We start from the raw sequence: 12794 nt of genomic DNA, 5'->3' as shown, positions 1-12794 counted from the left end.
CGCCCCGCGCCCCGCGCCCCCGCGCCCCCGCGCACTTCGTGAGCAGAAATGGTCGGGTGCGCGCCACCGACCCGACCATTCCTGCTCACGAAACGACCACGGCCGCCCCTCACACCGCGCGGACCACTCCGCGCGACAGGATCGCGTTCGTCAGGGCGTCGATCGGTTCCCGCTGCACCGTCGGGTTCGCGATGAGCACGTAGTCGACCGCCGGGAGGTCCGGCAACGCCAACCGCTGCGACACCTTCACGAGGTCCGCCGGGATGAGCGAGTGCGGGAACACCGCGACCCCGATCCCCGCCCGGACGGCCGCGAGCACCCCGTTCACGTCGCGCGTGTTGCAGGTGATCCGCCACGTGCGACCGGCGGACTCGAGGGCGTCGATCGCCATCTGTCGACTGATGCTCGGCGCCTGGTACGCGATGAGCGGCACGGGCTCCCCCGGCTCCAGCGCGATGCCGTCCTGCGCCATCCAGACCATCTGGTCGGTCGCGACGCGGGTGCCCTCGGCGGACTCCCCCGCGGTCTGCTTGATGAACACGAGGTCGAGCTGCCCCGCGTGCACCCGGCGGAGCAGTGGTGACGACTGGTTCACCGTCAGCTCGAGGTTCACCTGCGGGTGCAGCCGTCGGAAGTCTCGCAGGATCCGGGGCAGCTGCGTGATCGCGAGGTCGTCCGCCGCCCCGAACCGGAGCCGCCCGCGGGTTGCCGCTCCTGAGAAGTACGCGTCGGCGGTGGCGTGCGCCGCGAGGATCGTCCGCGCGAACCCGGCCATCGCGTCCCCGTTGTCGGTGAGCGCCACGCCCCGGGTGTCCCGCGCGACGAGGGTCCGGGAGACGGCCGTCTCGAGCCGCCGCACGTGCTGCGACACCGTGGGCTGGCTGATGCCGAGCCGGGCGCCGGCCTGGGTGAAGCTCCCGGTCTCGGCGACCGCGAGGAACGTCTGCAGCAGAACCGGATCCAGCACCGGACACCCTTCGTCGTGACGACCCCATTCGACTTCGCAATGGAGTGATAGCCACCATAGGGGTATCGAATGGGCCGTGCGCAGTTAGTTTCGAGTGGGTACAGTCCCGCCTGCTCCACCTCGACCTCCGGAGACCCCCACTCGTGAGTGCGTCATCGACGACCCTCCCCCCGCCCACCGAACCGCTGCCGATCCAGGCCACCAGGCCGCCGTGGCGCCACACCCTCATCGCCCTGTCGGTGCCGAACTTCCGGCTCTTCACCGCCACGAACCTCGTCGCGATGACCGCCGGCTGGATGCAGCGCATCGCGCAGGACTGGCTCGTCCTGCAGCTCACCGGGTCGGTCGCGCAGGTCGGCATCACGGTCGCGTGCCAGTTCGCGCCGATGCTGCTGTTCGGGCTCCTCGGCGGAGTGCTCGTCGACCGGTTCTCCAAGCGCGCCCTGATGATGATCACGCAGGGCTCGTTCGCCGTGTTGTCGGCCCTGCTCGCCGTCCTGACGCTGTCCGGGGTGGTGCAGGCGTGGCACATCTGGGCGATCGCGTTCGTCGTCGGCATGGTCACCGTCATCGACAACCCCGCGCGCCAGGTGTTCGTCACCGAGATCGTCGGCCACGAGCACCTGCGCAACGCCATCAGCGTGAACTCGTCGGTCTTCCAGCTCGGCGGCATGATCGGCCCGGCCCTCTCCGGAGCGCTCCTCGTCGCGGTCGGCGCCGGCTGGTCGTTCGGCGTCAACGCGATCGCCTGCGTCGCCGTGGTGGTGACGCTCGGGTTCCTGAAGGTGTCGGAGCTCCACCGCACACCCCCGGCACCACGCGGGAAGGGGCAGCTCGTCGAGGGCCTCCGCTACGCCGTCCGGAAGCCGACCATCATCGTGCCGGTCATCCTCGTGGCGTTCTTCTCGGTGTTCGCGCTCACGATGCCGGTGCTGCTGTCGGCGTTCGCGTCCGAGGTGTACGACGTCGGCGCTGGTGGCTACGGCGTGTTCAACTCCGCGGTCGCGATCGGCGCCCTGGCCGGCGCACTGCTCTCGACGCGACGCGCCACCGTCCGGCTCCGCACCATCGTCGGCGGGGTGTTCTGGACGGGGATCCTGCTCGTGGTCTCCGGCTCGATCCCGGTCATCGCGCCGTTCACCGTCGCGCTCGTCGCCGTCGGGATGTCGCAGCTGCTCTTCCAGACCGCGTCGAACTCGCTCGTGCAGCTGTCCTCGAACGTCGCGATCCGAGGCCGGGTGATGTCGCTCTACGTCCTCGTGCTGCTCGGAGGGCAGGCGATCGGCGGCCCCCTCATGGGCCAGGTGGTCGACCACTTCGGTGCCCACGTCGGGATGGTCGTCGCCGGAGGCGTGCCGGCCGCGGCAGCGGCCGTCGTCGGGCTGGTGCTCGCCCGCCGCGGCGGGCTTCACCTGGCGGTGCGGATGCGGCACCACATGCCGGTGCCGTCGATCGTCGGGCACCGCTGACGCGTCGGACGGGAGGCGCGGTGCGGGCGGGCGCCGCGCCTCCCGTCCGACGCGTGGTCGCGCTGGGCGCGCGCGCTCGCTGCTGCCGTCGGCTGCGCGGGCGCGTCGCCCCGCCCGCGCGCTGCCGCCGCGCCCCCGCCGCACCGCCGCCGCGCCTTCGCGCCGCCGCGTGGCGTCGAACCACGAAACCGACGTGGAACCAGGCGGGCCGCCTGGTTCCATGTCGGTTTCGTGGTTCCGCACCGAACGCGCGCTGCGCGCCCGCACGCACACCGCCCCCGCGCCGCCGCGTGGCGCCGCGCGCCGCACAAGCACAGTCACCCGGAACCGCGCGGCGGCGCGGTTCCGGGTGACTTTGGTTGTGCGGAAGCGAACCGAACCGCCTAGTACGCGACCCCGAAGCGCGCCTGGTGGTGTGCCGGCGAAGCGATCTCGTCGACGAAGGCGATCGCGAAGTCCTCGCCGGAGATGTCCGAGTTGCCGTCGGCGTCGGTGAGCAGGACGTCGTCGGTGGTGCGGTAGGTGCCACGACGCTCGCCGGGGTTGTAGCCACCGAAGGCAGCGGCCGGGCTCACGTAGAACCAGTCGACCTCGGTGTCCGACGCGCGGAGGGCCTCGAGGACCTGGCCGTGGCTCTTCGCCTCGCCCTTGAACGCGTCGGGGAACTCAGCCGTGTCGTACAGCGCCGGGCCTCCCTCGGCGACGAGCAGTGAACCGGCACCCCCGACGATGCCGAGGCGCGCACCGGCTGCAGCGGCGGCGTCGACGAACGGCTGGAACTTGTCCTTGAGCTCACTGCCGTCGGCCTGCACGGCGTGGAGTGCGACGACGATGACGTCGGCGCCCTTCGTGACCTCGGCGACGAAGTCGGTGTCGAAGGCGTCACCCTGCGCGAGGGTGAGCCCCTCGGCCGGCTCGAGCTTCGAGGTGTCACGGGCGACGGCGGTGACGGCGATGCCGCGGGAGAGGGCCTCGCGGGTGATGGCGGAGCCGGCGTAGCCGGTGCCACCGAAGACGACGATGCTGGTCATGGAGCAGTCCTTTCGTGGAACGTTGACACTCACCGTACAAGCGTTACTCTCTTTGAGTAAGTAGGCACCTCACGGTGCGTAACGGAGGTCGTCGTGTCAGCACTCGAGTACAGCCCCTACGCCGCCGAGTGTCCCTCGCGACAGCTGCTCGACCGCATCGGCGACCGGTGGAGCGTCCTGACGATCGGCACCCTCGCCGACGGTCCGGCACGCTACTCGGCGATCGCCACCCGCGTGCAGGGCGTCTCGCAGAAGATGCTCACGCAGACGCTCCGGGCGCTCGAGCGCGACGGACTCGTCACCCGCACGGTCTTCCCCAAGATCCCGCCGCACGTCGAGTACGAGCTGACCGATCGCGGCCGGTCGCTGCGCGAGGTGCTGAAGCCGCTCGAGGACTGGGCGACCTCACACATGGACGACGTCGCGGTCTCCCGCGAGCAGTACGACACCCGGCCTCGCTGAGCGCACCCGGAATCCCCACGCGACCGCCGTGGTTGCCTGGGGACATGCGATCAGTCGTCTACTCGAAGCCCGGTGACTCGTCCGTCCTGACCCTCGAGGAGCGTCCGCTCCCGGATCCCGGTCCCGGCGAGGTGCGTGTCCGTGTCGTCGTCTCTGGTGTCAACCCGACCGACTGGAAGGCCCGCGCCGGCGGCACGTACGGCGACGGCTTGCCGTTCCCCGAGATTACGCCGAACCAGGACGGCGCCGGAGTCGTGGACGCGGTCGGCGAGGGTGTCGACGGACTGTCCGTCGGCGACCACGTCTGGCTGTACATGGCGGCTGCGAGTCGCCCGACCGGCACCGCCCAGGAGTACACCGTCGTGCCCGCTGCCCGTGCCGTCCCGCTGCCGGAGGGCACGAGCTTCGACGTCGGTGCCTCACTCGGGGTCCCGGCGATGACCGCGCACCGTGCCCTCACGACGCACGAGCACGGTCCGGACCGGCTCGCTCCGGGTGCCCTCGACGGCAAGACGGTGCTCGTCGCCGGCGGTGCAGGAGCCGTCGGACACGCGGCGATCCAGCTCGCACGCTGGGCCGGCGCGACCGTGCTCACCACCATCAGCTCGGACGCGAAGGCCGCGCTCGCCACCGCCGCCGGGGCGCACCACACGGTGAACTACCGCGACGAGGACGCCGGCGCGCGGATCCGCGAGATCGCCCCCGACGGTGTGGACATCGTCGTCGAGGTCTCGATCCCGCAGAACGCCGGGCTCGTCGCCGAGGTCCTGGCGAACCACGGCGTCGTGTCGATCTACGCGAACAACGGGGGCGACGAGGCCACCCTGCCGATCCGCCCGAACATGAGCGTCAACGCCCGCTACCAGTTCCTGCTGCTGTACACGATCGGCGACGAAGCCCTCGCGGCAGCGGCCGAGGACGTCACCGCGGCGCTGCGCGACGGCGTGCTCCCCGTCGGCGAGGACGCGGGCCTGCCGCTCGTGCGGTTCGCCCTGGAGGACACCGCGGCAGCGCACGACGCCGTCGAGCAGGACACCGTCGGCAAGGTGCTGATCGACGTCAGCGCGGAGTGACGAAGCGCTGCGTCCGCCCGGGTCGGGTGGACGCAGCGCTCCGGTCGTCGGCGCCGCGGGGCTGGTTCAGCGGGCGAGCGCAGCGGCGAGGCGTGCCTCGAAACGGCGGCGGGCAGCGACCCGCTCCCGCTCGATGTTGGCGGCGATGACCTCGAGGTCTTCGTAGTCGGCGTCGGTCGTGTCGTCGGTCCAGTTCGGGGTGTACACCCGGGACCGACCGAAGGGCTTCGGTTCGGGGGTCACGATGGTCATGTGGGGATGGTACGTCGAGCGTCCGACAAATCGTGTGCGCATCACGGGCCTTTCCTGCGGTTGCGGTCGCGGTCCGGGAACGGGGTCGCGAGCGAGAACGCGATGGCCATGAACGAGGCCATCAGCGCGACATACTTGGCGTCGAGGTCGGTGAACGCGTCCGGCGCCGGCGAGTCCACGGTGAGCATGCCGAACGAGTACTCCTCCGACCGGATCACGACCGAGACGTACGAGCGGTAGCGGGGTTCGAACCCCGGCAGGTCCTCGTCGGCGTCGACGTCGGTGGCACGGTCGCCGACCACCCGCGGACCGCCGCCGACCAACACCCAGTCGAGGTTCCGGTCGCCGTACGGGGTCCCCGCCCGGAACACGCCGGCGGTGTCCTCCGCACCCCCGTGCCCGATCGGTTCGAGGCCCCGCAGGTCCTCCGACAGCTGGTAGACGTTCGCACGGACGTCGGGCACGCCGGGGAGCAGGTAGAACGCGAGCGCCACGGCGACCCGGTCCGCGAACGCCGGCAACTCCTGCCGGCGGTCCCGCCGATGCAGCTCGGCGAACCGGGCGAGCCGCGTGGCGAGCTGCCCGAACGCGTACCGGACGGCCGTCCCCTGCTCGAGCTCGGTCGACCGCGCCACCGCCGCCGCAGCCGTGACCGACGCCTCGGCCCGTCGGGCGCGGACGACCTGCACGACCACCGCGGCAGCGAGCACGACCAGCCCGAACACGACGAGCGAGACCTTCACCCCTGGAGCCACGACGAGGTTCGGCAGCTGGAAGGCAGCGGTCGGCGCAGTCGCGACCACGATCGGCCACACGACCGCTCCGGCCCGGCGTCGCCCACGACCCGTCGTGGCCTGGTCCCCTGTCATGTCGACGACGCTAGGACACCCCACCGACGCTGACGGAGTTGTCCACAGGGTGACATTGTTGTCCCCTGCAACGCGGACTTGACCCCCGAACAGGGGGCGAGCACGATCGGGCCATGAAGCAGCGAACGAACCTCAGAGGCCTCGCCCTCGCAGCAGCCGCGGCCATGACCCTGCTCGGCGGTGGCCTCGGCGCGACCGCGGCGAGCGCCGCCACCGTCTCACCGCAGGTCATCGGCGGCGAGCAGGCACCGAGCACCCCGTGGGAGGTGCAGCTCGTCTTCCAGCAGGGCGGCACCGGCACGTACGGGTGCACCGGCGAACAGCTCAACGCCTCGTGGGTGCTCACCGCCGAGCACTGCGTCGACGGCACCACGGCGATGAACGTCTACCACTCGAACAGCACGACGAACCGGGGCGCGGCGACCGCGGCGGACCGGCTCTACTCCGCGCCGTCCGGGGACATCGCGCTCGTGCACCTCAGCACGCCGAAGACCCTCTCCTCGTACGCCCAGCTCGACCTCGCGTACACCACGAAGAGCTCCGGCACCGGCACGATCCTCGGCTACGGCAACCGTGCGAACAGCGTGCCGACGACCGGGCTCTACCAGGCGACCGTGAACCTCACCGGCAGCTCGACGGACGCGTACGGCGGACGCGCGCAGCACGTCACGGGTGTGACCGGCGCCTCCAACCACGGCGACTCCGGCGGCGCGCTCGTCGTGAACGGCAAGGTCGTCGGCGTCTGCTCGACCGGCGACGTGGCCGACCCCGGCGCGAACACCCACGCCGGCTCGAACTACGCCGTCCTCACCCAGTCCGCCAGCTGGATCCGCTCGACCGCGGGCGTCTGACCCAGCGCACCCACCACGGGATGGGAGGCGCGGTGCGGGCCCGCACCGCGCCTCCCGTCCTCCCGTGCGCACGACCCATGCCGCGCCCGGTCGCTCTCCACAGGTCGCGTTGCGTGCCCCTGCGCGTCGTCTGCACCTGGTAAGCAGGACGCATGACCGACGTCTCCACGCCTGCGCCCGGAACCAGAGCACTCGTCCTCGGCGGTGGTGGCGTCGCCGGCATCGCCTGGGAACTCGGGGTGCTGTCCGCCCTGCAGGACGCCGGGGTGGACCTCGACGCCGCGGACCTCGTCGTCGGGTCCAGCGCCGGCAGCGTCGTCGGCACCTTCGTCCGGTACGGCGCGGTGCAGCAGGCGTACGACCAGCAGCACGCAGCCGTCCCGACGACCTACGAGGAACCCGTCCCCATCGACGGCGAGGACTTCCAGCAGCGCATCGGCGCCGTGCTCGAGGGAGCCTCGTCCGACCAGGACGCCCGCGCCCGACTGGGCCTCCTCGCCCAGCGCACCACCGACGGGCAGACCGACGACGAGCGCACGGCCACCTTCGCCGAGACCCTCCCGTCGACGGAGTGGCCGGCGAAGCCGCTCGCCCTCACCGCGATCGACGCGACCGACGGCACCTTCCGCGTGCTCACCGCGGCCGACGCCGTGCCGCTCCCCCGCGCCGTCGCCGCGAGCTGCTCGGTGCCGCTCGTCTGGTCACCGGTCGGGATCGAAGGCCGTCCCTACGTCGACGGGGGCATGCGCTCCGCCACGAACGCCGACGTCGCCGCCGGGTACGAACGCGTCCTCGTGATCGCGTGCGGTCCCGAGGGTCCGTCGCCGCTCGGGCCGTGGCTCGACGTCGCGGTCGAGGGGCTCCGGGCTGCCGGCAGCTCGGTCGAGGTCGTCGTCGCGGACAGCACCTCGCAGCAGGCGTTCGGCACGAACTCGCTCTCGCTGTCGACTCAGGCACCCGCCGCCGATGCCGGACGGACGCAGGGCGCTGCCGTGGCCGAGGGCATCGCCGCGTTCTGGGCGTGAGTTCTCCACAGACCGCCGGGTGACCGTGTCGGGTTCCGGGAGCGCCGCTAGCGTGGGTGCATGACGACGCCGTTCTCGGACCTCGACCAGTACACAGCCCTCCCCCGCGTGGACGGGATCGCGGTGAGTCCGGACGGCTCCCGGGTCGCGCTGACCGTCAGCGTGCTCGATGCCGACGGCACGGGCTACCGACGGTCGGTCTGGGCGGTTCCCGGAACGGCGGACGCTGCGGCCGCTCCGGTGCGCCTGACGCGCTCGGCCAAGGGCGAAGGCGGCGTCTCGTTCACGCGCACCGGTGACCTGCTGTTCGTCTCCGGCCGCCCCGACGGCGACGGCGACAAGGACAGCGACGCCGCACAGCTCTGGGTCCTGCCCGCCGCCGGTGGTGAGGCACGACCGGTCACGAAGCTCCCGGGCGGGGTCGGTGGCGTCCTCGGCACCGCGTCGCACGCGGACACGGTCGCGGTCACGGCCGGGCTGCTGCCGGGTGCCGGCACGGACCGGACCGGTGTGGTCGCCGTCGACGCCGAGCTGCGCGGACGCCGGAAGGACCGGAAGGTGCAGGCGATCCTGCACGAGACGTACCCGGTCCGGTTCTGGGACCACGACCTCGGCCCCGACGAGACGCACGTGCTGACGCTCGACCTCCGGACGCTGCAGGAGCAGGCGACCACACCGTCAGCGACCGCCGCCGATCCCTCCGATGACGATGCCGGACCGTCCTACCCGGCGCACCTCCCCGCGCTCACCGACCTCACCCCCGCTCCGGGGCGATCGCTCGAACACGTCGACGGGGTCCTCACGCCCGACGGCTCGGTCGTCGTCGCCACGGTCGGCGTGCAGGAAGCCCGCGGGTCCCGTTCGACGATCGTCGCGTTCGACGTCGCGACGGGCACGCGCACCGTTCTGCTCGACGACCCCGATGTCGACCACGAGATGCCGACGATCAGCCACGACGGCCGGACGCTGGCATGGGTCCGGACCGAGCGGTTCACACCCCGCGGTGCGACCGAGCAGGAGATCTGGATCGCCCGGCTCGACGGGTCCACGCTGTCCGACGCACGGCGGATCGCGGCCGAGTGGGACCGTTGGCCGAACGAGCTCGTGTTCGCGCACGACGACGGTGCGCTCCTGGCGACGGCGGACCACGACGGTCGCGCACCGGTGTTCCGGCTCCCGCTCGACGGCGGCGCCGTCGAACAGCTCACCCACGACGACTGGGCGTACTCGAGCCTGCGCGTGGCGGCGGTGAGCGGGACCGTGGTGGCGCTCCGTGCCTCCTGGGCCGCGCCGCTGCACCCCGTCCGGATCGAGGCCGACGGCACCGTGACGACCCTGGCGACCCCGGCGCCGCTGCCCGAGGTGCCCGGCCACCTCGAAGAGGTCGAGACGACCGCGGCCGACGGCTCCCGCGTCCGCGGCTGGCTCCTCCTGCCGAACGACGATGCCGGCACCGCCCCGCATCCGCTGCTGCTCTGGATCCACGGCGGTCCGCTCAACTCGTGGAACCAGTGGTCCTGGCGGTGGAACCCGCAGCTCGCGGCGGCCCGCGGGTACGCCGTGCTGCTGCCGGACCCGGCACTGTCGACCGGGTACGGACTCGACTTCATCAACCGCGGCTGGAACGCGTGGGGGCAGGCGCCGTTCACCGACCTCATGGCGATCACCGACGCGGTCGTCGCCCGTGACGACGTCGACGAGACCCGGACGGCTGCGATGGGCGGGTCCTTCGGCGGCTACATGGCGAACTGGGTCGCCGGGCACACCGACCGGTTCCGGGCGATCGTCACGCACGCGAGCCTGTGGGCGCTCGACCAGTTCAACGGCACGACGGACATGTCCCAGTACTGGCAGTCGATCTTCGACGAGACCGGGCTGCACGAGAACGACCCGCACCGGTTCGTCGCGGACATCACGTCACCGATGCTCGTGATCCACGGCGACAAGGACTACCGGGTGCCGATCGGCGAGGGGCTGCGTCTCTGGTCGGAGTTGGCGGAGCACCACGCGGCGGCCGACGGGACGATGCCGCACCGGTTCCTGTACTTCCCGGACGAGAACCACTGGGTGCTCAAGCCGCAGCACTCGGTGGTCTGGTACGAGACGGTGTTCGCGTTCCTCGAGCAGCACGTGCTCGGGGGCGAGTGGCGGCGGCCGGAGTTGCTCGGGTAGCGCGCCGGCGCGCGGCGTCAGTGGGAGGGCGCCGAGCCGGAACGACATCGTCGCTGTCGTACGACATCGGCGATGTCGCCCCCGCGCGCCCGCAACCGTTGCACGCGCAACGAGCGACATCGTCGCTGTCGTACGACAACGATCGTGTCGTTCCGCAGCGGCACCCGAACGCTCCCGCCGCCGCCCAACCCCGCCGCGGCCCAGCCCGGCCCGCCCTTCAGACGAACGCAGCCTGCCCCGTGATCGCCCGCCCCACGATGAGCGTGTTCACCTCGCGCGTCCCCTCGTACGAGTAGATCGCCTCGGCGTCGGCGAAGAACCGCGCGACACCCTTCTCGAGCACGATCCCGTTGCCGCCCTGCACCTCGCGGCACCACCCCACGGTCTCGCGCATCTTCGCCGTCGCGAACGCCTTCGCCATCGCCGAGTGCTCGTCTGCCCCGGTGCCGGCGTCCTGCATCGCCGACGCCTGCGTGCACAGTGCGATCGACGCGGTGATGTTCGCGAGGGACTTCACGAGCAGGTCCTGCACCATCTGGTGCGCTGCGATCGGCTTGCCGAACTGCACGCGGGAACGGGCGTAGTCGAGCGCGGCCTCGTAGGCACCGACCGCGATGCCGATCGCCTGCCACGCCACCTCGGTGCGGGTCAGGCGGAGCACTTCGGCGGTCGCGCGGAACGAGTCGGCGTGCTGCAGCCGTCGGGACTCCGGCACCCGGACGCCGGTCATGACGATGTCGGCGTTCTGCACCCCGCGGAGTGCGATCTTGTCCTCGATCTTCGTCGCCGTGAACCCCGGCGTGTCCGTCGTGACGAGGAAGCCCTTCACCTGACCGTCGGCGACGTCCTTCGCCCAGATCACGACGACGTCCGCGAAGGTCGCGTTGCCGATCCAGCGCTTCTCGCCGTCGAGCACCCACGTGTCGCCCTCGCGCCGGGCCGTCGTACGGAGCCCCCGAGCCGAGTCGCTGCCGGACAGCGGCTCGGTCAGCCCGAACGCCCCGACGAGCTCGCCGGAGGCCATCCGCGGCAACCACTCCTGCTGCTGCTCGTCGCTGCCCGCCACCGCGATCGAGTTCATCGCCAGGCCGGACTGCACGCCGATGAACGTCGCGACGCTGGCGTCCACACGCCCGAGCTCGAGCGCCGCCCACCCGCGGTACACGGCCGAGTTCTCGAACTGCCGGACGAGCGAGATTCCCGGCCCGTACATGCCGAGCTCGGACAGCGGCTTGATCACCTGCATCGGGAACTCGGCGCGCGCCCAGTACTCGTCCGCGATCGGGCGCACGTCGGACTCGAGGTACGTGCGCAGCCGTCCGAGTGACTCGCGCTCCTGGTCGGTCAACCCCTCCTGGAACCGGTAGAAGTCGGACTCGAGGAGCGCGGGGATGGCCGTCGTCAGTGACATACACTGATCGTGCATCATTCTGGGAAACGTTGCAAGGGAGGCGCGCGTGTACACATCGGATTCTGCGCTGCGCGCGTTCCGGGAGGCGCGACACACCTTCATCGCCGGCTCACGCATCGACATGGGCGCGCTCGCCACCTCGCTCGGCGTGGACCGCACATCGCTGTTCCGGTGGGTGGGCAACCGTGACCGGTTGCTGTCCGAGATCCTCTGGTCACTGGCCGTGCCGACGTTCGACGCCGCCGCCGCAGCGGCTGCTCCCGCCGGAGCGGCGCGCATCGTCGACGTCCTCGACCGGTTCACGGCGGACCTGATCGACGCGCCCTACTTCCGGTCGTTCCTCACCCGCGAACCAGCACGGGCGCTCCGGCTGCTGACCACCTCCGAGAGCGACGTGCAGAGCCGCTTCGTCTGCCGGGTCACCGCCCTCGTCGAGGAGCAACGCGTCGCCGGTGCGTTCGACCCGACGCCACTCTCCGCCGAGGAGCTGGCACGGCTGCTCGTCCGGATCTCGGAGTCCTTCACGTACGCCGACCTCATCTCCGGCGAGACGCCGGACCCCGAGCGCGCCCGAGCGACGTTCGAGTACGTCCTCCGACCGACCATGACAGGAGCCCGATGACCATCGCCGACTACCCCTTCGTCCGGCTCTACCCCACCCGGTGGAACGACAACGACATGTTCGGGCACGTGAACAACACGATCTACTACAGCGCGATGGACAACGCGGCCACCTACTGGTTCCGCGAGGAAGCCGGCCTCGACCCGTTTGCGTCCGAGTGGATCGCGGTGCTCGTGTCGTCGAGCTGCCGGTTCGTCGAGTCGGCGGTGTGGCCCGACGTCATCGAGGTCGGGATGCGGTCGAAGCACCTCGGGAACACGAGCCTGTCGTGGGAGTTCGGCCTGTTCCGGCAGTCCGACGGCGCGCTGCTCGCGACCGGGGAGTTCGCGCACGTCATCATCGACCGCGAGGGCGCCCGTCGGCCGATCCCCCTCCCGGACGACCTGCGCGAGCTCGTCACCGCCACGATGACCATGGCGGCGAACGAGCCTCAGGGGCGGTAGTCCTCGCGGCGGGGGTTGTTGAGCCGCACCGCGAGGTCGTCACCGGCCGAGTCGTGGCCGTTGCGCGTGCCGATCACCTTCACGATGGTCGACAGCACGAAGCCGATCCCCCGGCCGATGACCCGCACGATGCGCATGCGTCGAGGA

14 protein-coding genes are annotated in these 12794 nt (G+C 71.4%); 8 read left to right on the top strand and 6 right to left on the bottom strand.

Annotated features, from left to right (window positions below):
- Positions 1 to 109: 109 nt before the first annotated feature.
- Positions 110 to 967 carry a LysR substrate-binding domain-containing protein gene (locus ACEN8D_RS00455; protein ID WP_070418614.1) on the bottom strand — a complete coding sequence of 286 codons (858 nt, stop codon included), beginning with the start codon at positions 965 to 967 and terminating at the stop codon, positions 110 to 112.
- 143 nt (positions 968 to 1110) lie between these two features.
- Here ACEN8D_RS00455 and ACEN8D_RS00450 point away from each other — a divergent pair, with 143 nt between their 5' ends.
- Complete coding sequence (locus ACEN8D_RS00450; protein ID WP_083403507.1) at positions 1111 to 2436, top strand: MFS transporter; 1326 nt, start codon at positions 1111 to 1113, stop codon at positions 2434 to 2436.
- Between the two features lie 383 nt (positions 2437 to 2819).
- On the opposite strand, the gene ACEN8D_RS00445 is transcribed toward ACEN8D_RS00450, so the two are convergent.
- Positions 2820 to 3467 carry an NAD(P)-dependent oxidoreductase gene (locus ACEN8D_RS00445; protein ID WP_309779241.1) on the bottom strand — a complete coding sequence of 216 codons (648 nt, stop codon included), beginning with the start codon at positions 3465 to 3467 and terminating at the stop codon, positions 2820 to 2822.
- A gap of 93 nt (positions 3468 to 3560) precedes the next feature.
- Here ACEN8D_RS00445 and ACEN8D_RS00440 point away from each other — a divergent pair, with 93 nt between their 5' ends.
- Both ACEN8D_RS00440 and ACEN8D_RS00435 read left to right on the top strand, forming a co-directional pair.
- Positions 3561 to 3929 carry a winged helix-turn-helix transcriptional regulator gene (locus ACEN8D_RS00440; RefSeq protein WP_309779240.1) on the top strand — a complete coding sequence of 123 codons (369 nt, stop codon included), beginning with the start codon at positions 3561 to 3563 and terminating at the stop codon, positions 3927 to 3929.
- A gap of 44 nt (positions 3930 to 3973) precedes the next feature.
- Complete coding sequence (locus tag ACEN8D_RS00435; protein ID WP_413400067.1) at positions 3974 to 5002, top strand: NADPH:quinone reductase; 1029 nt, start codon at positions 3974 to 3976, stop codon at positions 5000 to 5002.
- 66 nt (positions 5003 to 5068) lie between these two features.
- On the opposite strand, the gene ACEN8D_RS00430 is transcribed toward ACEN8D_RS00435, so the two are convergent.
- Together ACEN8D_RS00430 and ACEN8D_RS00425 are read right to left on the bottom strand one after the other, a co-directional pair.
- Complete coding sequence (locus ACEN8D_RS00430; protein ID WP_022907754.1) at positions 5069 to 5254, bottom strand: hypothetical protein; 186 nt, start codon at positions 5252 to 5254, stop codon at positions 5069 to 5071.
- A gap of 41 nt (positions 5255 to 5295) precedes the next feature.
- Complete coding sequence (locus ACEN8D_RS00425) at positions 5296 to 6123, bottom strand: GAF domain-containing protein (protein ID WP_309779237.1); 828 nt, start codon at positions 6121 to 6123, stop codon at positions 5296 to 5298.
- Positions 6124 to 6236: 113 nt separating this feature from the next.
- Here ACEN8D_RS00425 and ACEN8D_RS00420 point away from each other — a divergent pair, with 113 nt between their 5' ends.
- From ACEN8D_RS00420 to ACEN8D_RS00410, 3 genes are all read left to right on the top strand, one after another.
- Positions 6237 to 6974, top strand: coding sequence for a trypsin-like serine protease (locus tag ACEN8D_RS00420; RefSeq protein WP_309886791.1), 738 nt, complete (start codon positions 6237 to 6239; stop codon positions 6972 to 6974).
- A gap of 152 nt (positions 6975 to 7126) precedes the next feature.
- On the top strand, positions 7127 to 7999 hold the full coding sequence (locus ACEN8D_RS00415; protein WP_309886790.1) for a patatin-like phospholipase family protein: 873 nt from the start codon (positions 7127 to 7129) through the stop codon (positions 7997 to 7999).
- A gap of 60 nt (positions 8000 to 8059) precedes the next feature.
- Positions 8060 to 10171, top strand: coding sequence for a S9 family peptidase (locus tag ACEN8D_RS00410; RefSeq protein WP_413398424.1), 2112 nt, complete (start codon positions 8060 to 8062; stop codon positions 10169 to 10171).
- A gap of 217 nt (positions 10172 to 10388) precedes the next feature.
- Here ACEN8D_RS00410 and ACEN8D_RS00405 read toward each other — a convergent pair whose 3' ends face one another.
- The gene (locus tag ACEN8D_RS00405) at positions 10389 to 11582 is read right to left on the bottom strand and encodes an acyl-CoA dehydrogenase family protein (protein ID WP_413398425.1); all 1194 of its coding nucleotides are present in this window, start codon (positions 11580 to 11582) and stop codon (positions 10389 to 10391) included.
- A gap of 46 nt (positions 11583 to 11628) precedes the next feature.
- On the opposite strand from ACEN8D_RS00405, the gene ACEN8D_RS00400 reads away from it, so the two are divergent.
- Positions 11629 to 12204 (top strand): QsdR family transcriptional regulator, encoded by a 576-nt coding sequence (locus ACEN8D_RS00400; RefSeq protein WP_413398426.1) that lies wholly within the window; start codon positions 11629 to 11631, stop codon positions 12202 to 12204.
- Positions 12201 to 12647 (top strand): acyl-CoA thioesterase, encoded by a 447-nt coding sequence (locus ACEN8D_RS00395; RefSeq protein ID WP_309779232.1) that lies wholly within the window; start codon positions 12201 to 12203, stop codon positions 12645 to 12647. The genes ACEN8D_RS00400 and ACEN8D_RS00395 overlap by 4 nt, the downstream gene beginning before the upstream one ends.
- Here the strand turns inward: ACEN8D_RS00395 and ACEN8D_RS00390 are convergent.
- Entirely contained in the window at positions 12635 to 12784 is a 150-nt protein-coding gene (locus ACEN8D_RS00390; RefSeq protein ID WP_309779231.1) for a hypothetical protein, read from the bottom strand. The two genes, ACEN8D_RS00395 and ACEN8D_RS00390, sit on opposite strands and share 13 nt — an antisense overlap.
- Positions 12785 to 12794 lie beyond the last annotated feature (10 nt).

Source organism: Curtobacterium sp. Curtsp22 (assembly GCF_059492135.1).
This window is presented reverse-complemented; position numbering and strand designations above follow the sequence as displayed.

Coding starts and splice junctions, on each gene's coding strand:
- ACEN8D_RS00445 (WP_309779241.1), bottom strand. CDS start 3,467: ATGACCAGCATCGTCGTCTTCGGTGGCACCGGCTACGCCGGCTCCGCC.
- ACEN8D_RS00435 (WP_413400067.1), top strand. CDS start 3,974: ATGCGATCAGTCGTCTACTCGAAGCCCGGTGACTCGTCCGTCCTGACC.
- ACEN8D_RS00430 (WP_022907754.1), bottom strand. CDS start 5,254: ATGACCATCGTGACCCCCGAACCGAAGCCCTTCGGTCGGTCCCGGGTG.
- ACEN8D_RS00425 (WP_309779237.1), bottom strand. CDS start 6,123: ATGACAGGGGACCAGGCCACGACGGGTCGTGGGCGACGCCGGGCCGGA.
- ACEN8D_RS00420 (WP_309886791.1), top strand. CDS start 6,237: ATGAAGCAGCGAACGAACCTCAGAGGCCTCGCCCTCGCAGCAGCCGCG.
- ACEN8D_RS00415 (WP_309886790.1), top strand. CDS start 7,127: ATGACCGACGTCTCCACGCCTGCGCCCGGAACCAGAGCACTCGTCCTC.
- ACEN8D_RS00410 (WP_413398424.1), top strand. CDS start 8,060: ATGACGACGCCGTTCTCGGACCTCGACCAGTACACAGCCCTCCCCCGC.
- ACEN8D_RS00405 (WP_413398425.1), bottom strand. CDS start 11,582: ATGTCACTGACGACGGCCATCCCCGCGCTCCTCGAGTCCGACTTCTAC.
- ACEN8D_RS00395 (WP_309779232.1), top strand. CDS start 12,201: ATGACCATCGCCGACTACCCCTTCGTCCGGCTCTACCCCACCCGGTGG.
- ACEN8D_RS00390 (WP_309779231.1), bottom strand. CDS start 12,784: ATGCGCATCGTGCGGGTCATCGGCCGGGGGATCGGCTTCGTGCTGTCG.